Annotated in this window: 20 protein-coding genes; 11 read left to right on the plus strand and 9 right to left on the minus strand. The window is 39.4% G+C overall.

Annotated elements, in window-relative coordinates; translation table 11 throughout:
• The first annotated feature begins 4 nt into the window (after nt 1-4).
• The gene (tauD, locus tag B554_RS0116345; RefSeq protein ID WP_019458901.1) at nt 5-886 is read left to right on the plus strand and encodes a taurine dioxygenase; all 882 of its coding nucleotides are present in this window, start codon (nt 5-7) and stop codon (nt 884-886) included.
• Between the two features lie 70 nt (nt 887-956).
• Here the strand turns inward: tauD and B554_RS0116350 are convergent, their stop codons facing one another.
• Nucleotides 957-1,691, minus strand: coding sequence for an aspartate/glutamate racemase family protein (locus B554_RS0116350; protein ID WP_019458902.1), 735 nt, complete (start codon nt 1,689-1,691; stop codon nt 957-959).
• Nucleotides 1,691-3,157, minus strand: coding sequence for an NCS1 family nucleobase:cation symporter-1 (locus B554_RS0116355; RefSeq protein ID WP_019458903.1), 1,467 nt, complete (start codon nt 3,155-3,157; stop codon nt 1,691-1,693). Before B554_RS0116355 ends, B554_RS0116350 begins: the two co-directional genes overlap by 1 nt.
• A gap of 397 nt (nt 3,158-3,554) precedes the next feature.
• On the opposite strand from B554_RS0116355, the gene B554_RS0116360 reads away from it, so the two are divergent.
• Complete coding sequence (locus B554_RS0116360; RefSeq protein WP_019458904.1) at nt 3,555-4,304, plus strand: GntR family transcriptional regulator; 750 nt, start codon at nt 3,555-3,557, stop codon at nt 4,302-4,304.
• 40 nt (nt 4,305-4,344) lie between these two features.
• Here B554_RS0116360 and B554_RS0116365 read toward each other — a convergent pair whose 3' ends face one another.
• A complete protein-coding gene (locus B554_RS0116365) occupies nt 4,345-5,235 on the minus strand; it encodes a LysR family transcriptional regulator (protein WP_019458905.1) in 891 nt (296 codons plus the stop codon).
• 200 nt (nt 5,236-5,435) lie between these two features.
• Between B554_RS0116365 and B554_RS0116370 the strand changes: the two genes are divergently transcribed.
• From B554_RS0116370 to B554_RS0116380, 3 genes are all read left to right on the plus strand, one after another.
• Complete coding sequence (locus tag B554_RS0116370; protein WP_019458906.1) at nt 5,436-6,122, plus strand: hydrolase; 687 nt, start codon at nt 5,436-5,438, stop codon at nt 6,120-6,122.
• Nucleotides 6,123-6,231: 109 nt separating this feature from the next.
• Complete coding sequence (locus tag B554_RS0116375) at nt 6,232-8,106, plus strand: amidohydrolase (protein WP_019458907.1); 1,875 nt, start codon at nt 6,232-6,234, stop codon at nt 8,104-8,106.
• 56 nt (nt 8,107-8,162) lie between these two features.
• Nucleotides 8,163-8,324, plus strand: a complete 162-nt coding sequence (locus B554_RS0116380; protein ID WP_000784879.1) for a DUF1427 family protein — start codon at nt 8,163-8,165, stop codon at nt 8,322-8,324.
• 68 nt (nt 8,325-8,392) lie between these two features.
• Here the strand turns inward: B554_RS0116380 and arsC are convergent, their stop codons facing one another.
• Nucleotides 8,393-8,821 (minus strand): arsenate reductase (glutaredoxin), encoded by a 429-nt coding sequence (arsC, locus tag B554_RS0116385; protein ID WP_019458908.1) that lies wholly within the window; start codon nt 8,819-8,821, stop codon nt 8,393-8,395.
• Nucleotides 8,822-8,905: 84 nt separating this feature from the next.
• On the opposite strand from arsC, the gene B554_RS0116390 reads away from it, so the two are divergent.
• From B554_RS0116390 to arsH, 3 genes are all read left to right on the plus strand, one after another.
• Nucleotides 8,906-9,235: an ArsR/SmtB family transcription factor gene (locus B554_RS0116390; protein WP_019458909.1), complete on the plus strand. Its 330-nt coding sequence runs from the start codon at nt 8,906-8,908 to the stop codon at nt 9,233-9,235.
• A 100-nt stretch (nt 9,236-9,335) separates the two neighbouring features.
• Nucleotides 9,336-10,382 (plus strand): ACR3 family arsenite efflux transporter, encoded by a 1,047-nt coding sequence (arsB, locus tag B554_RS0116395; protein WP_019458910.1) that lies wholly within the window; start codon nt 9,336-9,338, stop codon nt 10,380-10,382.
• On the plus strand, nt 10,369-11,082 hold the full coding sequence (gene arsH / locus B554_RS0116400; RefSeq protein ID WP_019458911.1) for an arsenical resistance protein ArsH: 714 nt from the start codon (nt 10,369-10,371) through the stop codon (nt 11,080-11,082). The genes arsB and arsH overlap by 14 nt, the downstream gene beginning before the upstream one ends.
• Before the next feature lie 57 nt (nt 11,083-11,139).
• Here the strand turns inward: arsH and B554_RS0116405 are convergent, their stop codons facing one another.
• Nucleotides 11,140-12,042 carry a LysR family transcriptional regulator gene (locus B554_RS0116405; RefSeq protein ID WP_019458912.1) on the minus strand — a complete coding sequence of 301 codons (903 nt, stop codon included), beginning with the start codon at nt 12,040-12,042 and terminating at the stop codon, nt 11,140-11,142.
• Nucleotides 12,043-12,143: 101 nt separating this feature from the next.
• On the opposite strand from B554_RS0116405, the gene B554_RS0116410 reads away from it, so the two are divergent.
• The 3 genes from B554_RS0116410 (at nt 12,144) to ahpF (ending at nt 14,965) form a co-directional block, all read left to right on the plus strand.
• Nucleotides 12,144-12,704, plus strand: a complete 561-nt coding sequence (locus B554_RS0116410; RefSeq protein WP_019458913.1) for a chromate transporter — start codon at nt 12,144-12,146, stop codon at nt 12,702-12,704.
• The gene (locus B554_RS0116415; protein WP_004702206.1) at nt 12,704-13,225 is read left to right on the plus strand and encodes a chromate transporter; all 522 of its coding nucleotides are present in this window, start codon (nt 12,704-12,706) and stop codon (nt 13,223-13,225) included. Before B554_RS0116410 ends, B554_RS0116415 begins: the two co-directional genes overlap by 1 nt.
• A 174-nt stretch (nt 13,226-13,399) precedes the next feature.
• A complete protein-coding gene (gene ahpF, locus B554_RS0116420) occupies nt 13,400-14,965 on the plus strand; it encodes an alkyl hydroperoxide reductase subunit F (RefSeq protein WP_019458914.1) in 1,566 nt (521 codons plus the stop codon).
• A 53-nt stretch (nt 14,966-15,018) separates the two neighbouring features.
• Here the strand turns inward: ahpF and B554_RS0116425 are convergent, their stop codons facing one another.
• The 4 genes from B554_RS0116425 to B554_RS0116440 form a co-directional block, all read right to left on the minus strand.
• On the minus strand, nt 15,019-17,025 hold the full coding sequence (locus tag B554_RS0116425; RefSeq protein WP_019458915.1) for an esterase/lipase family protein: 2,007 nt from the start codon (nt 17,023-17,025) through the stop codon (nt 15,019-15,021).
• A 113-nt stretch (nt 17,026-17,138) separates the two neighbouring features.
• On the minus strand, nt 17,139-18,080 hold the full coding sequence (locus tag B554_RS0116430) for an ABUW_2363 family tetratricopeptide repeat lipoprotein (protein WP_019458916.1): 942 nt from the start codon (nt 18,078-18,080) through the stop codon (nt 17,139-17,141).
• Between the two features lie 105 nt (nt 18,081-18,185).
• Nucleotides 18,186-19,001 carry a serine O-acetyltransferase gene (cysE, locus tag B554_RS0116435; protein ID WP_004702199.1) on the minus strand — a complete coding sequence of 272 codons (816 nt, stop codon included), beginning with the start codon at nt 18,999-19,001 and terminating at the stop codon, nt 18,186-18,188.
• On the minus strand, nt 18,994-19,833 hold the full coding sequence (locus B554_RS0116440; protein WP_004887591.1) for an RNA methyltransferase: 840 nt from the start codon (nt 19,831-19,833) through the stop codon (nt 18,994-18,996). Before B554_RS0116440 ends, cysE begins: the two co-directional genes overlap by 8 nt.
• Nucleotides 19,834-19,844: the final 11 nt, after the last annotated feature.

The following is a 19,844-nucleotide window of genomic DNA, read 5'->3' on the forward strand; positions in this document are numbered from 1 at the left end:
GAAGATGAATACAGTAGTAGCAAACTTAAATATTGAAGTGATCAAGCCTACCATTGGCGCAATTATTCACGATATCGATTTGAATGCGTTAAATGAACAGACAACGCAACAAATCCAGCAGGCTTTGCTTGATCATCAGGTCATTTTTTTTCGAAAGCAACAATTAGCACCGCAAGCACAAGCAGACTTGGCACGCAGTTTTGGCAGCTTACATGTGCACCCGATTTATCCTTCAATTGAAGATGTACCTGAGGTGATGGTGCTCGATAGCTGGAAACAAGATTTGCGTGACAATGAACTTTGGCACACAGATGTGACTTTTAGTAAAACTCCACCTTTGGGTTGTGTGTTGCAAGCCATTAAAATTCCACCTGTAGGCGGTGACACGTTGTGGTCGAGCAACATAGCAGCTTTTAAAGGGCTTCCGCTTGAGTTACAGCAAAAATTACGTGGCTTAACTGCAACACACGACATTCGTAAGTCTTTTCCACTTGAACGTTTTGCCCATAACGAAGAAGAACGTGAAAAGCTTTTACAAACCTTTAAGCGTAACCCGCCAGTGGTTCACCCAGTGGTGCGTACTCATCCAGTTACAGGTGAGCCTTTGCTGTTTGTAAGTGAGGGCTTTACCACTCGCATTAATGAGTTACCTGAACAAGAAAGTGAGCAATTACTTGATTTCTTGTTTGAACATGCGACCCAAGAGCAATTTCATTTGCGCTGGAAGTGGCAAGATGGTGATATCGCGATTTGGGATAACCGTTGTACGCAACATAAAGCATTATTTGATTATGGCGATGCTCATCGCATCATGCACCGTGCAACTATTAATGGCGATGTGCCATTTTATAAAAATGAACAACAGTCAGAGTTAGCAGAGGCTTAATTCCTTTAATTATTCTTTGTTTCAATTCCAACGTAGCGTTTTGAGTTGGAATTGAAACAGTAATTTATTTCTAATATGCTCCAAATCCTGACAATATGCCTGTGTAACTCTTTACAGGAGGTGAGGCCCAATCACCAACTTTGCTGGTTTTTAAATTTAACTGAACTAACATTTCAGCTTGTTTGACTGCTGCTGTAACGCCGTCAATAACAATCACTCCCAACTCTTTTTGTAACTTTAGACATAAATCGCTCATACCTGCACAGCCCAAAACAATTGCATCGCTTTTATCTTCTACTAGTGCTTTCTTGCATTCATCTCGTACAGTCCGATAGGCATTTGAGTCAGGAAGCTCCAACTCTTCAACTGCAATATCACAAGCTCGAATATTTTTGCAAAATGGCGTAGAGCCATAGCGATGAGCCAGATGCCAACTCATATTCACTGTGCGTTGTAAGGTTGTGACTACACTAAACCCAGTACTGACATAACTTGCAGTTCGCATAGCTGCTTCGGCAATCCCAATCACAGGTGCCGAAGTGATTTCACGGGCGGCATAAAGCGTAGGGTCCCCAAAACATGCAATAACATAAGCATCTACATTTAGCTGTTCACCTTGGCGAATTTCCTCTAGCACACCTATTGCACTTAGGGCTTCATCATAATAACTTTCAATTGTTGCAGGTCCCATTTGAGGACTCACTGCAATAATTTGAGTATCAGAATTTGCGACTATCTTTGCTGATGCAGCAATTTTGTCTGTCATGCTTTGGGTGGTATTGGGATTAATAATTTTTATTTTCATTATACTTTTACCTTAGTCATTGCCGATTTAGCATGGGCAAGCGGTTGGTTAAGAAATCGGTAAATGATAAAACCGAATCCCATCCCAATAAACCATGTGAAATTAGCAAGTGCAGAGAGTTGTGGTAAAAGTACGCAGAGAATAGGAATTAATGAAGCTGGAATTAAGGCATAAAAGGCAGAGTGGTTATAACCATTTTTGTACCAATACGAACCTTTGGGATCTAAGGTATATAAATCATCTACTTCGATTTTTTGTTTTTTAACGAGGTAAAAATCGGCGAGCAATACACCAAAAAGTGGACCGATAAATGCGCCTAAAATATCAATGGTGTAATGGATCACTTGAGGGTTATTAAACAAATTCCATGGGGTAATGAAAATCGAACCAACTGCTGCAATCATTCCACCCATGCGCCAGCTAATTTTGCTCGGTGAAACGTTGGAAAAATCAAAGGCAGGTGAAACAAAGTTAGCGACAATATTAATCCCGATGGTGGCAATCATTAAGGTTAAACTGCCTAAAATCACCACAAAGGTATTATCAAGTTTTCCAACCATCTCGACAGGGTCTGTAATCAGCTTGCCGTAGACTGGAAGCGTTGCCGCAATACAAACTACAGTAAGTAAGGAAAAGCCTAAGAAGTTAATCGGTAGCCCAAGAAAGTTCCCCATTTTAATAGCATTAAAGCTTTTGCCATAACGAGAAAAGTCACCAAAGTTCAGCATAGGCCCTGAAAAATATGAAACAACAAGCGCAATAGCACCAATCATGACAGGTACAACCGTAAAACCGCCGTATTGAACACCGCTCAAGTTTAAATCAATATTTTGCCAGCCAGCTTTCCAGATGAGCCATACTGCCATCGCAAACATCACAACGTAGACAGCCGGACCCGCCCAGTCAATAAACTTCCGAATGCTGTCCATGCCAGACCAAAAAACAATCGCTTGAAGTAGCCAAAGCAGCATGAAGCCAACCCATCCTAAATAGGAAAGTCCAAGAAAGCCATAAGTTGAAACATCGGCATACACCGACCATTCTGGAAAGAACTTTAAAATGACCAATAAGAAAGCACTTGATGCCAAATAGGTTTGAATGCCATACCATGCGACAGCAATAAGCCCACGAATAACAGCAGGAATATTGGCACCAAGTACACCAAAAGTTGCGCGGCAAATCACAGGATAGGGCGTACCCGTTTGTTGGCTAGACTTGGCAATGAGGTTTGTAAAAAACTGAACTATGGCAATGCCGATCAGTAACGATAAAAGTACCTGCCAGCTATTGAGCCCTAGTGCAAAAAGGCTCCCAGCCATAACATAACCGCCGACACTATGAACATCAGACATCCAGAAAGCAAAAATATTATAAGCGCCCCATGTTTGCTTTTTTAAAGGAGCTAAATCTTGATTTGTCAGTTTTGCATCATAAGAAGGTTTAATTATTGCTTCGGTATTATTCATCTTGAACACTCACTTCCCTAAGATGGAGGCACTTTCAGCAGCATTGTTTTTCTGTCTAAAAGAATGAAATTAAAATTGTGTACAATGTGATATTTAGATTGTGCACAATTTTAATTGAGCAAAAGTTATGCCAAATTTAGGAAGTAGTGTTTATGAGTCATTAAAACTGGTATGGATTTTGGATATGAAGAGACAAATTTATAAAATGAGAAGTGCTTAATTTTTTATAAAAAGTAAGTAAATTTAGGTGTATAAGTGGATATTTAGATGTCTAATATTGGATTGTTTAGCTCATCATAAGTGGTTTGGGAATGAGAGCGATATTCCAAAACGCTTAAGTTAAACTTACACTACTGTCATGAGATAAAGTTTTAAAAAGAGGGAGCATCAATAAAAAATGGAAAAATCAATGCCATCGAATGCACCAAAAAAAGCCGTAGAAATGAGCAATGATGAAATTGATGACCATATATATAACGCTATTGTAGATGCTATTTTAAATCGACAACTTGCCCCTGGCGCACGTTTAGTTGAAGCACCTTTGTGTGAAGCATTCGGTGTAACGCGAGGAATGTTAAGACGTGTTTTTGTCAAACTTGCACATGATAAGGTCATCGAAATTCAGCCCAATCGTGGAGCACTCATCGCAAAACATAGTGCTTATGAAACAAAAGAGGTCTTTGAAGCACGCAGCATGCTTGAAATCGCTACTGTAAAAAAGCTAGCTCAAAAGTCACATAGCCTAGATTTTAGTGAGCTTCGAGGTTTAGTAGATCAAGAGTCTCATGAGCGTTTAGCTGGCAATTGGGCCGAGTGGATTAAGCTATCAGGACAATTTCATTTAAAGCTGATTGAAGCAAATCAAAATACGATTATAACCAGTTATTTGCAGACGCTTATTGCAAGGACTTCGTTATTAATTGGGTTATATGAAATTCCAAAACATAATAATTGTTCGGCAGATGAACATCGTGCAATTTTAAATGCCATTGAGCAAGGCGATGAAAAGCGAGCCACTCAATTGATGGAAGAGCATTTAGAACACTACGCGACGACATTTATTGAAGAAGACCGCACAGCAACAGCAGATCAAAATTTATTAAATTTATTTAAAAATAAAAAAATTGAAACTATTTCAAATAACTAAAAAATAACGGGCCAATTCCTATGGAAAAGGCCCAGATTGGTTATTTTATAGGAACGATTTGACGCGTTAGAAAATCAATAAATAGTTTGACCTTCTTCGATAAAATCTTACGGTTTGGCCATGTGACATATAAGTGAAGCGGCTGACTGGTGTAGTCCTCCAAACATTTCTGTAATTTGCCTTCTTTGTAATAAGGCTCTGCAATAAACTCTGGAAGAAAAACGATACCGTGATCTTTCAAGCACATATCTAATAATAATTCCCCATTATTACACGTCATCACAGGGAAGCAATTAAAGGACACTTCTTTTTGATCTTTTTGGAAAATCAATTTTTTATGTCGGCTATCTTGATAGTAAATCAGAAATTTATGTTCTTTAAGTTCTTCTAAAGAGGTTGGCAGGCCATGCTGATTAAAATATTCAGGTGTTGCATATAAATATCGTTGATAGGTATTTAATATTTTACTATTTGCTAAATTTGGAGGTGAACCATCTACACGAATGGTTAAATCAAATTTATTATTATTCGTGTCTAATAGCTGATCAGTCATGAATAAATCAATTTTGATACTGGGATATTTCTCTATAAAGTCTGAAATGATATGTTGAAGAAAAATATTGCTAAAAGACATGGGGGTATTGAGCTTAAGTTCGCCTTCAGGGTACTGCTGATTGTAGCTAATTTCATAAGCAGCCCATTCAAACTCACTTAAAATGACTTTACTATGTTGATAAAATTTTTCCCCACAAGAGGTGAGGTTCATCTGTCTTGTTGTTCGAGTTAAAAGTGTGGTTCTGAGATCGTTTTCGAGGTAGCAAACACGTTTGGCAACTAAGTCACGAGAGATGTCGAGTGCTCTGGCTGCGCTACTAAAATTCCCATGCTCTACGACACTTACAAAAGTGGAAATACAGTCTAATCGATCCATGGATAAGCAAAAGTTAAAAAAATATATACCAATGATTAAACTATAAAAATTAAAAAGCAATCATTGATTTTATTGTATTCGTACAGCATACAGATTCGAGCTGATTTACTGTCTATTTTTTTACACTTTTATCTGTTTTGATAATAAACATTAGATTATTTACTTAAACACAAAACTTATCAGTAATAACGGAGTTATTCATGAATAAATCACTTTTAGAACAATTATCACCAACGAATTGTCAGGTTATTTTTATTGATCATCAGCCACAAATGGCTTTTGGGGTACAGTCAATAGATCGCCAAGTATTAAAGAATAATACTGTAGGGTTAGCCAAAGCAGCTAAAACATTCAATATTCCTGTCACCATTACTACGGTTGAAACTGAAAGCTTCTCTGGTCATACCTATCCAGAACTTTTAGATGTATTTCCAGATGCTCCATTACTAGAACGTACTTCTATGAACTCATGGGATGACCAAAAAGTACGTGATTCTCTTGCAAAAAATAATCGTAAAAAAGTGATTGTTTCAGGCTTATGGACTGAAGTGTGCAATAACACTTTTGCTTTTGGCGCTATGCTTGAAGGTGATTATGAAATTTATATGGTTGCCGATGCGTCAGGTGGTACATCGAAAGAAGCTCACGATTATTCTATGCAGCGCATGATTCAAGCAGGTGTTATTCCAGTAACTTGGCAACAAGTATTACTTGAATGGCAACGTGATTGGGCACACCGTGATACGTATGATGCAGTTATGGCAATTGTACGCGAGCATTCTGGTGCTTATGGTATGGGTGTGGATTATGCTTATACGATGGTACATAAGGCACCTGAACGTACAACTTCAAAACACGAAGTACTTGCACCAGTTCCTGCAAAATAAAACAGTACTGATTTAGGTAAAGGCATGTCTAGTATTCAATATTTAAGTGATATTAATACAGATATGCCTTTATTTTTTAGAACGATAATTCACAAGAATGGAGTTCAGAATGACCGAAATAAACCTCATACTCATAAACGGTAAAATCACAACACTAGATCCTCACAATCCAGAAGTACAAGCAATTGCCATTGCAGATGGTAAAGTCGTACGTACGGGTACAAATGATGAGGTTATGAAGCTCGCAACACCTACAAGCAAAGTCGTAGACTTAAATGGTCGTCGCGTTATACCGGGTCTAAATGACAGTCATCTGCATATTATTCGTGGTGGCCTAAATTACAATATGGAACTGCGCTGGGAAGGTGTGCCATCTGTTGCAGATGCACTACGCTTACTTAAAGAGCAAGCAGATAATACGCCAGCTCCACAATGGGTCCGTGTAGTAGGCGGTTGGACTGAGTTCCAGTTTGCTGAAAAGCGGTTACCAACTTTAGAAGAAATTAATAAAGCTGCGCCAGATACTCCTGTCTTTGTTTTACATTTATATGCCAGTGCTTTGTTGAACCGGGCAGCGCTTGATGTATTAGGCTTTAATAAAGACACTCCAGATCCACCCGGAGGCAAAATTGTACGAGATGCAAAGGGTGAACCAACAGGTCTGTTGCTCGCAACTCCATCCGCTATGATTTTATATTCGACCTTAGGTAAAGCGCCGAAATTGCCAGTTGAAGATCAAGTCAATTCAACTCGTCATTTCATGCGCGAACTAAATCGATTAGGCATTACTTCGGCAATTGATGCAGGTGGTGGTGGTCAAAACTACCCTGAAGATTATGATGTGATTAAGCAATTACACGATCAAAATCAAATGACAGTTCGAATTGCTTATAACCTATTTGCTCAGAAGGCAGGCCAAGAGCTTGATGATTATCGCCGCTGGACAGAAATGACATTTCCGGGCGATGGTGATGAATTATTTAGAATGAATGGAGCTGGTGAGAACCTGACGTGGTCGGCCGGTGACTTTGAAGATTTCTATGAACCACGTCCAGATTTACCAGAAAAAATGGAAGGTGAACTCGAAGCCATCGTAGAACACTTGGCTGAAAAGAAATGGCCATTCCGTATTCATGCAACTTACGATGAAAGCATTAATCGTTTGCTCAATGTATTTGAGCGCGTCAACTCAAAACAGCCATTCGCAACTCGATTTATTATTGACCACGCCGAAACCGTATCTGAGCGTAATATTGAACGTATTGGTGCGTTGGGCGGTGGTATTGCCATTCAACACCGTATGGCATATCAAGGTGAGATTTTCGTAAAACGCTATGGTGCCGAGGCTGCTCAGGCAACGCCACCAGTTAAGAAAATGTTAGAGCTTGGTGTTCCTGTGGGTGCGGGGACAGATGCGACTCGTGTTGCCTCTTATAATCCTTGGGTGTGTTTGTATTGGCTGACTACAGGTAAAACAGTGGGTGGTTTGCCACTCTATGATGAAAAAAATCTATTAGACCGTCAGATTGCACTCAAACTCTGGACTAAAGGTTCGGCTTGGTTCTCAGGTGAAAAAGATGTCAAAGGTTCACTCACAACCGGGGAACTTGCTGACTTGGTCGTGTTGTCTGATGACTACTTCAAAGTTGAAGCAGAAGATATCCAGTGGATTGAGTCTGTACTCACTGTTTTAGGTGGAAAAGTGGTATATGCAGGGGCTGAGTTTAAGCAAGACGATCCGCCGTTGCCGCCAGCATCTCCAACATGGTCGCCGGTAAAACGCTTTGGTGGTCAGTGGCGTTTATCTGAAAATCGTAATGCGCCCTCGAATCAATCATTACAGTCACAAAGTGCATTGTGTGAATGTGCTAGCAGCTGTGGCATGCATGGACACAGCCACGCTTGGATGCTTGATGTTCCTGTAAATGATAAGGACAAAAAATCTTTCTGGGGCGCACTAGGGTGCTCGTGTTTCGCATTTTAAATAAAACAGTATGGGAACCTGCTGATTAAATGGCTGGATTCTCTAAGGTATGTACGATGAAAATGTACTTGTTATCTTTGGCTGTAGGGTTGCTTGTTGGTGTCTTATATTACGTTTTAAATGTTAAGTCACCAGCTCCACCTCTTGTTGCATTAGTCGGATTATTGGGCATGGTGATAGGAGAGCAACTTCTTCCTTTTATTAAGTCCTATTTTTAATCCGTTTCATTCAAAAAAGCTAAATGGTGTCGTGCCATTTAGCTTTTTATATTAATAAGTATCTTCAATTATTTTATACGACGACCTTGTTCATCAATAATCACTTCACCATCTTCTTTTGCAAAATAGCCTAAGTTTTTTGAATCTAAAATGTCGAGCACGATTTCAGAAGGACGGCAAAGTCGTGTGCCTTTTGGTGTAACCACAAATGGGCGATTAATTAAAATTGGATACTCCACCATAAAATCAATTAATTGCTCGTCTGTCCAATGGTTTTGTTCTAACTCTAAATCTTTGTAGGGATCAACATTTTTACGAATTGATTCACGTACAGTTAAGCCTGAATCCTTAATGAGTTGAATCAATTCATCTTTACTTGGTGGTGTTTGCAAATATTCAATAACAATAGGCTCAAGTCCTGCATGACGAATAAGCGCCAATGTATTGCGCGAGGTTCCGCAAGCAGGGTTATGGTAAATCTTCACTAGCTCAGTCATGGTAAATTTATTGTCAAATTAAGATATTGCATTTATATATGGATATCCGTATATTTGCAATAACGAATATATTCTGTTGAAGATATGATCAACCAAGTCGATTTCTTTAAATGTCTATCTGACCAAACTCGGTTAAATATTCTTAAATTAGTTCTAAATAAACAAAATATTTGTGTTTGTGAGCTAACAGAGCAGCTTGAATTGAGCCAACCGAAAATTTCTCGTCACTTGGCCTTATTAAGAACTCATGGCGTATTACTTGATGAAAGAAAAGGTCAGTGGGTCTATTACAGCTTAAATCCTGATTTACCTGTATGGGCTTTAGATATTTTAAAGGTGATAGAAAATGATGAGAGTGAGACAAGAGTAAAACAACAATATCAGCCTTTCATCACTACAACGTGCTGCGATTAATCTTCCTAGATTTCTATCTTAAAAATTCGGATTTCTAGCATAGGTGTATCAATCATTTGTGTATTGAACAAAATTAATCAATTCTTTCTTCGAGTAGAACATGACCAGACAAGGGCTTTCATTTTTAGATCGAAACCTGACGCTATGGATTTTCATTGCAATGGCTTTAGGTTTAGCCATTGGAGTTTTCTTTCCTCAGGCCTCTATGTCTTTAAATGAACTAAGTGTAGATAACGTTAATATCCCGATTGCAATCGGCTTAATTTTGATGATGTATCCACCGTTGGCAAAGGTTGATTACGCTGCGTTACCAGAAGTATTTAAAGATAAGAAAACCTTAACTCTATCGTTGGTACAAAACTGGATTATTGCTCCAGTTTTAATGTTTATCCTTGCGATTATTTTCTTACATCACTATCCAGAGTATATGACCGGCCTTATTTTAATTGGCTTGGCACGTTGTATTGCCATGGTATTGGTTTGGAATGGTTTAGCCTGCGGTGATAACCAATACGTTGCAGCGTTGGTTGCTTTTAACAGTATTTTCCAAATCTTATTTTTCAGTACGTATGCTTGGCTATTTTTGACCTTTTTGCCGCCGTATTTTGGTGTGGCAGGGCAAGTCATTGATGTGAATTTCTGGACGATTACACACGCGGTTTTGGTGTACTTAGGTATTCCATTTTTAATGGGATTCTTGACGCGTTTGATTTTAGTCAAGTCGAAAGGGTTGGAATGGTATCAAAGTAAATTTTTACCAAAGATCAGCCCGATTAGTTTAATTGCTTTACTTTTTACTATTGTGGCGATGTTTAGTCTAAAAGGTGGGGATGTAGTGAGCTTACCTTTAGATGTATTACGTATTGCGATTCCACTTACAATTTACTTTGTCGTAATGTTCTTCATTAGCTTCTTTATGAGTAAACGGATGGGGAATAACTACCCACGTACTACTGCTATTTCATTTACCGCGGCAGGTAATAACTTTGAGTTGGCATTGGCTGTAGCTATTGCAACCTTTGGTTTGGCATCACCTGTGGCATTTACCACAGTGATTGGGCCGTTGGTTGAAGTGCCAGTTTTAATTTCACTCGTTACAGTTTCTCTTTGGCTCAAGAAAAAGTATTTCTTACATGAACAGTCCTAATAATGATTTATCAAATGTAGCATTAGATCTTCTAGATAAACCTACATTTGAGCAAGTGCAAGCGCAGCAGCTTGAGCATCCACCTCGGATTTTATTGTTATATGGTTCTAATCGTGAACGCTCTTATAGTCGTTTTGCTGTGCTGACTGCTGGCCGAATCCTTGAATATTTAGGTGCTGAAGTCAAAATCTTTCATCCGAAAGGTTTACCTTTGCCTGAGGATGCAGGAACAGATCATCCTAAAGTCCAAGAATTACATACACTATTAGCTTGGGCAGAAGGCATGGTATGGTGTTCGCCTGAACGTCATGGTGCGATGAGTTCTATTTTAAAAGCTCAAATTGACTGGATTCCTTTAGCAGCTGGAGCAATCCGTGCAACTCAGGGTAAAACCCTAGCAGTCATGCAAGTTAGTGGTGGTTCGCAATCTTTTAATGCAGTCAATCAAATGCGTATTTTAGGTCGTTGGATGCGTATGATTACCATCCCAAATCAGTCTTCAGTTGCTAAAGCTTTTTTAGAGTTTGAAGAAGATGGCAGTATGAAACCTTCTTCTTACTATGATCGAATAGTTGATGTGATGGAGGAACTGTATAAGTTCACATTATTAACGCGTGGGCAAAAAGAATATTTGACAGATCGCTATTCTGAGCGCAAAGAATCGGCAGAAGAGCTGTCAAAACGAGTAAATCAAAAATAAATAGTTTCATAAAAAAGTGCTCCACTTGGGGCACTTTTTATTGCTTGGTTTTTACACTCAGGTGATTGTGGGCAAAAGTTTTTGCATAAGTTCAATAAAGTTTGAAACTTTAGCCGAGTTTTCATTTTCTCGTGTAATCAAGTAAATAGGCGCATTCAGTTTTATTGAATCATCAAATTCTCGATAGACAATTCCATGTTCCCAAAAGTTATGCATTGATGCTGGTACAATCGTTATACCAATTCCGGCAGCGACTAAATTTAATGTTGCGGTAGGTCGAGGTGCTTCCTGAACAATGCGCGGACTAAAACCTGCTTGATAGCAACTATATAAGATATTGTCATATAAGCCCTGTCCTGAAGAACGACGGTATAAAACAAAATTCTCATCAGATAAGTCAACTAAACGAATTTTCTCTCTTTTTGTAAGTGGATGGTCTATAGGCAATGCTACTACCATTGACTCATCTAATATATGCAGATGTTTCAAACCAATATCACGACTAATCGGCGCTCTTAAAAACGCAATATCAAGCTTTTCTGAAATTAACCAATCTAATTGCTTTTGGCTGCCTGCTTCTTCAAGTTTAGTCTGTACAGCTGGGTACATTTCACGATATGAGCGCAATACCAGCGAAATAAGCGGATGTAAACCTGCGGAACTTGTAAAACCAATATTGAGTTGTCCAGTTTTGCCTTGGCTAACATCTTGGACAAGTTGGGGTATATGTTTAGCATGCTCTAATAAAAGCTGTGCTTCTTTAAATAAAGCTAGACCTGCCTCAGTTGGTTCAATCCCGCGCGGTTGACGAATAAGTAATTGTGTACCGAGTTCTTCTTCAAGTTTTTTGAGTAAACGCGTTAGAGGCGGCTGTTGTATAAACAATCGATTTGCTGCATGCGTAATATTTCTTTCTTCAACCACTACTACAAAGGCGTGAAGCTTATGTAAATCGAGCATAGAAATACCTTTAGGGTATGCTTAGTGAAAATAAAAGCATTTGTAGATATATCACAAAAGTATCATTCTATCTTGGTCAGATAAAGTGAAAAGTAACGAAAATGAACCATGTTGAGATTGCCGTGCGGAAGGAGAGTGTACCCACATGCACAGAGTTATTTTTAGGTTTTTTAACATTAGGTTTAATTGGATTTGGTGGTGTTTTACCTTTAGCAAGAAAAGTCATTGTAGAGCAGAGACAATGGTTAAGTCCTGAAAAATTCACTGAGTTACTTGGTCTGTGTCAATTCTTACCAGGAGGCAACATCATTAATCTCTCAGTTGCGATTGGCATGGAGTTTCGGGGTGTTCGTGGTGCAGTGAGCTCTCTCATTGGTCTGATCCTTGCACCTACTGTTATTGTTGTACTTTTACATTATGTTTATGAGCAGTTCCAAAATAATTTAATGGTTAAGCATCTTTTTGAAGGGTTAGGAGCAGCAGCAGCAGGGCTTCTGGTAGCAACTGGCTTAAAAATGTTGAAACCATTATTACGTAACCCGATAGCGATGTGTGTTGTCGTGGCTGCAATTATCAGTATTGCTTTTCTAAAAATTTCTTTGCTTTTGACCATGTTGATTCTATTGGCACTTTATTCATCTATTATTTGGAGACGTGTGTAATGGGAGCAGTTCTACTTGCTTTAGCGATCATTTTTACTCAGTTGTCTCTTATAGCTTTTGGTGGCGGAAACACGATTTTGCCCGAAATGCAGCGTCAAGTGGTTGATATTCATCATTGGATGACTGCACAAGAATTTAGTGCTTTGTTTGCTATGGCTCAAGCAGCTCCCGGTCCGAACATGATGATTGTACCATTGGTGGGATGGCATGTAGCAGGGCTGTCAGGTTTACTTGTGGCCTCTACCGCTAAATTTCTACCTTCATCTCTTATTACGGTATTTGTAATGAGAGGCTGGTCTAAGTTCAAAGATAAAAAATGGCGCCGTGTTTTACAGCTTGCTTTACAACCCGTCACAGTGGGGACGGTGCTTGCCAGTGCTTGGATTATTTCTGAGGCAGCTGCCATAAATACTTTACTTATTATTATGGTAGTCATTGCAACTTTATTATCTTTAATTAAAAAAGTTCATCCTTTACATGTCTTAATTGCTGGGGCTGTATTTGGTGTGGTGTTACTTTAGTTTAACCAGTTTGCCGACCTGCGCTGGGATAAGTTCAGGTTGTTTTTTTTTTGAATGAAAAGAATAAAATCTAAAAAACCGATTAAATCTATAAAAACATACTGTTTCACCTATTTTGTGTTTTAACGTACTATGCATCTATTGAAAGAATTTGGATGAATTGGAGTAAAACAGATGTTAGATCAAAACATTAAAACTCAATTAAAAGCTTACTTAGAACGTTTAGAAAGTCCAATCGAATTAGTGGCTGCTTTAGATGAGTCAGATAAAGCTGCTCAAATTAAAGAACTGGTGACAGAAATCGCTGAGCTTTCTGACAAGGTGACTGCCCGTTTTGATGGTAACAATACACGTCGTCCAAGCTTTGGTGTGGCTAAAGTAGGTGAACAGCCTCGTGTATTCTTTGCCGGCTTACCAATGGGTCATGAGTTTACGTCTTTGATCTTGGCTCTGTTACAAGTCTCTGGTTATGCACCGAAGGTTTCTGATGAAGTGCTCAACCAAATTAAAGGCCTAAACCTCAAAGCCAACTTTGATGTGTTTGTATCATTAAGCTGTCATAACTGTCCGGACGTGGTACAGGCGCTTAACCTGATCGCGATTTATAACCCGAACACCACAGCAACCATGATTGACGGTTCATTCTTCCAAGATGAAGTGGAACAACGCAAAATCATGGCTGTACCAATGGTGTTCCAAGACAACGAGCACATTGGTCAAGGTCGTATGACCCTTGAAGAGATTGTGGCAAAACTCGACACCAACTCAGCTGAAAAAGATGCAGCAACACTCAATGCTAAAGATGCTTTTGATGTATTGGTGATTGGTGGTGGGCCTGCGGGTGCAACAGCAGCCATCTATGCAGCACGTAAAGGTATTAACACTGGTATCGTAGCTGAACGCTTTGGTGGTCAGGTGATGGATACCATGGACATTGAAAACTTCACGTCTGTGCAAAAGACTCAAGGTCCTAAGTTTGCTGCCGAGATGGAAGCACACGTTCGTGAATACGATGTCGATATCATGAACCTGCAACGTGTTAGCAAAATCACGGGTGCCAACCAAACAGCAAATGGTCTGGTTGCAGTTGAACTTGAAAACGGTGCGAAACTTGAATCGAAAACTGTGATCCTTTCAACAGGTGCACGTTGGAGAGAAATGAATGTACCAGGTGAGGCTGAATACCGCACCCGTGGTGTGGCGTATTGCCCACACTGTGATGGTCCATTGTTCAAAGGCAAACGTGTCGCGGTGATTGGTGGTGGTAACTCAGGTGTTGAAGCTGCGATTGACCTTGCAGGGATCGTGGAGCATGTAACTTTGGTTGAGTTCGACACAAAACTTCGTGCTGACCAAGTCTTACAAAACAAACTGCATAGCTTGCCGAACACCACTGTAATTATGAATGCCTTAAGTACAGAAGTGTTAGGCGACGGCTCACAAGTAACCGGTCTTAAATATAAAGACCGTGCGACTGATGAAGAGCATGTGGTAGAGCTTGCAGGGATCTTTGTACAGATTGGTTTATTACCAAACACTGACTTCTTGAAAGGCAGTGAGGTTGAGTTAACCAACCGTGGTGAGATCATTGTGAATGACCGCAACGAAACCAATGTACAAGGTGTATTTGCTGCGGGTGACTGTACCACAGTGCCTTACAAGCAAATCATTATTGCTACAGGTGAAGGTGCTAAAGCATCACTCTCTGCGTTTGATTACATCATTCGTTCTGGGCAGTAAAATCTAGTCTAAAACAAAAGAGCCAAAGGATCACCTTTGGCTCTTTTTTATTTTTATGGTTTATATAAATCGTGTTCGACTAAATGCTCTCGTAAAATACGTCGTAGTTCTAATACTGCTTGTGGTGTGAGCTGGATTGAATGACCGCCCGGAAGGACTTTCTCAGACTTTGCACCGTCTAAGTGAGCACTTTTGTACGGAACGATGCCATCGGTAATCACATTAGGATCATCGCTCTTGGTAATGTTACCCATAATTGAGTGGAAGACTAATCCTTGATGTGGATTAATATTTTCCGTGAGTTCCATAAATTTAGATTGATGGCTTAAGTCACTTGGTCCATTTTGAATCAGACCATTATCAATGTTATTCAAGAAGTCTTTAACATCTAAATTTTCAGTGGTTAACGATGTTGTTACAGCAGATAAAAAAGCTCCCGGCAAACGAATAATTTTACGAGCAGCTAACGTAAACCATCTATCTGCATAATCTGTACCTCTGTGAGGTGATGCCAAGAAAATTGCGCGATCAAAGTTTCCAATTGAATGCATTTGCAATCGCTCAGTTACCATAGGGTGTTTCTTGAAACGGTTCTGTTGGCGTACAGTCATGAGTTTTAAAGCTGGTTGAGTAATATCTCCATCACTGACCAGCAAACGGCTAATAATACCACCCATACTATGGCCTACAAGCACAGCATCGTGTGCAGCAGGGTCACTTGGGTTTAGCGAACCAAACGCTTGTTTAAGCAGAGCGTAAATCTGGAAGCGACTTTCTAAAATTGGCATGTTAGTCGAGTAAAAAACTTGCCAAACTTGATAGTTATCTCTTAAAACAGTATCACCCATCACATCGTTGGTGAGCGCAATCCATGCCTCGGGGCTACTTGCTAAACCATGCACCAACACAATAATTTTTTTGTTTGGATTATAAGGTTCGAGCATATATAAATGTGGCATAGTTAAATGCTGATCACGATCAATTAGGCTTAAATAAGCCGCTACGCCTAAGTTATTTTCAGCTAGCCATAAACCGTAAGGTGCAGAGAAGTTCGCAGCTAGAGGGTATTGCTTACCTGCGACATTAATATTATCGGTGCGATAAGGATCATAAACTCGAATTACAAATTCTGGGTTATTTATAATGTCTTGAACAGTTTTGGCATTTTTAGGCTCAGCCACAATCGTTGCAGCTAAATAACGTGCATGGTGAATATTCGGATTCACACCATTTTTATAGCTGTAATTAAGTGGATCTAAAATATATTCATTAATATCTTCTTTTCCTGAGCTCGGAAAAACGGCGACAAACTCAGAACCGAAACCATCACGACGGTTAATTGTTCTTAAACCCGAGAAATTTAAGTTATAGCTTGAAATTAATTTCTCTAATTTTTGGCCAGTTAATTGTCTATGAAATTCAAAGTCTATTGAATAAACACTCTTACCAATATGGATTTGTGGCTCTACCACATTTTTTTGCGGGTATCTCAAATCATACACACTGACCATTTTGGCAATGGCTTGATTATAAAAGTCGCGTATTTGAACTTGTCTGTTATCAAAAATACGGTCGGTCGGCTGACGTTTTGTTGAAAACAGATAGGCATAGCTATAACGAATGCTCTTATCGAGAAAGGTTAATTGTTGGTCTAAGCAATCGTCATATTTATTCTGAATCGCTTTTTGTTCATCAGTCGCTTTGTGTTTAGTGAATCGACTAATTTTACACTCGGAAGAATCTGATAAAGCCATCGTTTTTGCGAGATACATTTCGCTCGCAGTAGATAAAAGCTGTTCGTCTAAAATTTGAGGAAGGTTTTTGAGTTGATTTACGCAGGTGTCAGGGGAATCTGTACAGGTTTTGGCTTCTTGCCCTGACATAGACAAAACGTTAAGACTTGCTTCACTCAGTTTATCTTGCGTAAGAATACTATTACGTTCATTTGCAATAGTAACGTTGAGAGCTTGTTGCTTAACATTGACGACCTGACATCCACCGAGAATTGAACCGAGGATTATGACCGTGAAGAGCGCTGAATTTCTTTTTCTAACAAACATTATGGTCAAATATGTGGATCAGTAATATGCCGATCATACAAATTTTAAAGTTTTTTTCAATTGATCAAATTTAAAAAAGGGCTGTCAAATCAGCCCTTTTTTAAATTTTAAACTTATTTTTTTGCAGGTTTTGCAGGCGTAGCTGGTGCCATGGCTGGGTTTGTTAAAACTTGCCATACATTCCAACGACCTTGTTTTTCAATTTCTTGAATTAAACGGTCAGCCACTTCAGCTTCATCAGGGTATTTAACTTTATAATTTTTTAAAGTCTGAATCGCATTTTTCTTTTGTTCCATTGCAATATAGTTATTTGCAGCGGCTAAATATGCTTCTTGAACATTGCCTTTAATGGCTTTGTCTAAATATGGAATGGCTTCACGCTGACCACCACCTTCAGATAAACCAAAACCAAACCAGAAATTCGTTTCTGGATCGTCTGGGCTAATTTTTAAAAGTCTTTGAGCATATTCTAAAGATTTAGTTGTGTGAACAGTACCTAAATCTAAATTACGTGCAAGTACGCTTGCTTTGAATGCTCGAATTAAAATATCAAATGAAGCATTTGGATTAGCAGCTAAAGTATCTAAGCGCTGAGTCACTTCTTTAAGTTTGCTTTCAAAACCTTTACGTTCCTGACGGTCTGTAAAGCGAGGCGGGTAGTGACGAGCTTTACCTTCTACAAGCTGTAAGAAGTCGTCAATTTCTGTCACATCAATTTCATTATCGCCAGCTAAAACTGCGTACTTCACTGAACGTTGTGAACTATTAATTGTGGGTACAATCAGTTTGTTTGTATCTAAAGTAAGCGATTTAGTTGGATCATCCTGACGAGTTACCACCATTTTTGTTACAGGCTGAGCAGCAGCATCTTTTAAAGCAACTTCAAATGCTGGCGGAGCATCATAATTAAATGGGTTTAAAGCATAAAATGGAGGAGTAAGGTCAGGTTCCTTGAAAACAAAAGGTTCATTTTTTTGTTCTTTTACAGGCGCCATTGTACACGCTGTTAAACTAGAAGTTGCAAGGAGTAAATACGCCAATGGCTTTAAATTCATAGGATCTTCCGTTCATTTTAGTAAAGTCAGATTTGGTACAGCTAAGTCTAGAAAAACCTAAACCGACATGCAAGGGTAAGCGTGTTACATTATGAATCAAGAATATTACGTTTTTGATGTCTTGTTTTGCGCACCGCATTCACGACGAACTTCTTCAAGAATTTTTAGCTCTTCATCGCTAAAAGGTTGTTCATCTTGGCTTTCTTTTTTGAAAGTTGGGTCAAGTTCGGATAAGCGCTGACACAAATTATTCATACGTGTTTCGTTGTGTTGAATACGATCAAGTAAAACTCGCATTCCTTCTAAAATCGGATCAGATTGATCAGCAGTAGTCGCATACGGAGCAAAACCAATACTCTGAGCATAATCACGGCGGCGTGCTTCATCTTGATCTTTGGTTTTATCGGCATCTTTATAAATATAGCGCGCAGGATTACCAACGGCTGTTACACCAGCGGGAACAGCTTTTGTCACCACAGCATTTGAACCCACTTTAGCGCCTTTACCAACTGTAAAAGGCCCTAAAATTTTTGCACCAGCACCAACGACTACACCATCTTCTAGAGTTGGGTGACGTTTACCTTTTTTCCATGTCGTACCGCCTAGGGTAACTCCATGATATAGCGTAACGTCATCACCAATTTCAGCAGTTTCACCAATCACAACACCCATACCATGATCGATAAAAAAACGTTTGCCGATCTTTGCACCAGGGTGAATCTCAATTCCTGTTGCAAAACGACTAAATGTTGATACAAAGCGGGCAGTTCCTTTGCAATCTTTTTTCCAAAGTTCATGTGCAAGTCTATGCAACACTAGGGCATGAATACCGGGATAATTGGTAAGTACTTCGAGCGTATTTCGTGCAGCAGGATCTCGCGCGAAGACAGCCTGTATATCTTCTTTAAGCTGTTTAAGCATTGGATTGATCCTCCTTGTCCGATGATGCTTTTTTCCATTTGCCGCTTGTGAGGGCTTGAACTCGACTAAAAATACCGCGAAGTAAATGATATTCCATACGATCTAATTGTATACGACCAAATAAACGACGCAAGCGTAAAGGTAATAAACGTGGATTTTCTGGATCTAAAAATTCAATTTCAGTCAGCATTTTTTCCAAATGAGGATAAAACTCTTCCATTTGCTGCTGAGTCACTAAAGGTTCATCCCATTGCATGCTTTGACCTTGTGCAAGTGGCATTTGTCCATCATCAGAAACAGATTCTTTTTGCTCTAATACCGACATGCGAAGTTCATAACATACGACTTGAATCGCTTGAGCAACGTTCAGTACACCATAGTCCGAATTTACAGGAATAGTAAGGTGATAGTTTGCTAAAGCTAATTCTTCATTGGTTAAGCCGCGGTCTTCGCGTCCAAAAACAATTGCAATTTGTTGGCCTTGCGAAGCAGCCTTAATTGCTTCTTTTGAAGCAGGGCGTACATCAAGCAATGGCCATGGAATAGTACGACTTCGAGCACTGGTTCCAAAAACTAAATGACAATCTTTAATCGCGTCTTCGAGCGTTTCAACAATTTCGACTTGTTCTAATAAATCTTGTGCACCAGCAGCAAGCGCTTGAATATCTGGATGTGGATAGGTCTTTGGTGAAACAAGAACCAACTTACTCAAGCCCATTGTTTTCATTGCGCGTAAAGCACTGCCAATATTAGCAGGTAAAGTGGTATTGACCATCACAATACGCACTTGTGCTAATTGTTTTGACACAGCGGTGTCGTCAAACAAACTCATAAGATTTCCAG

This window comes from Acinetobacter sp. GG2 (genome assembly GCF_000292385.1).
Lineage (GTDB): Bacteria > Pseudomonadota > Gammaproteobacteria > Pseudomonadales > Moraxellaceae > Acinetobacter > Acinetobacter seifertii.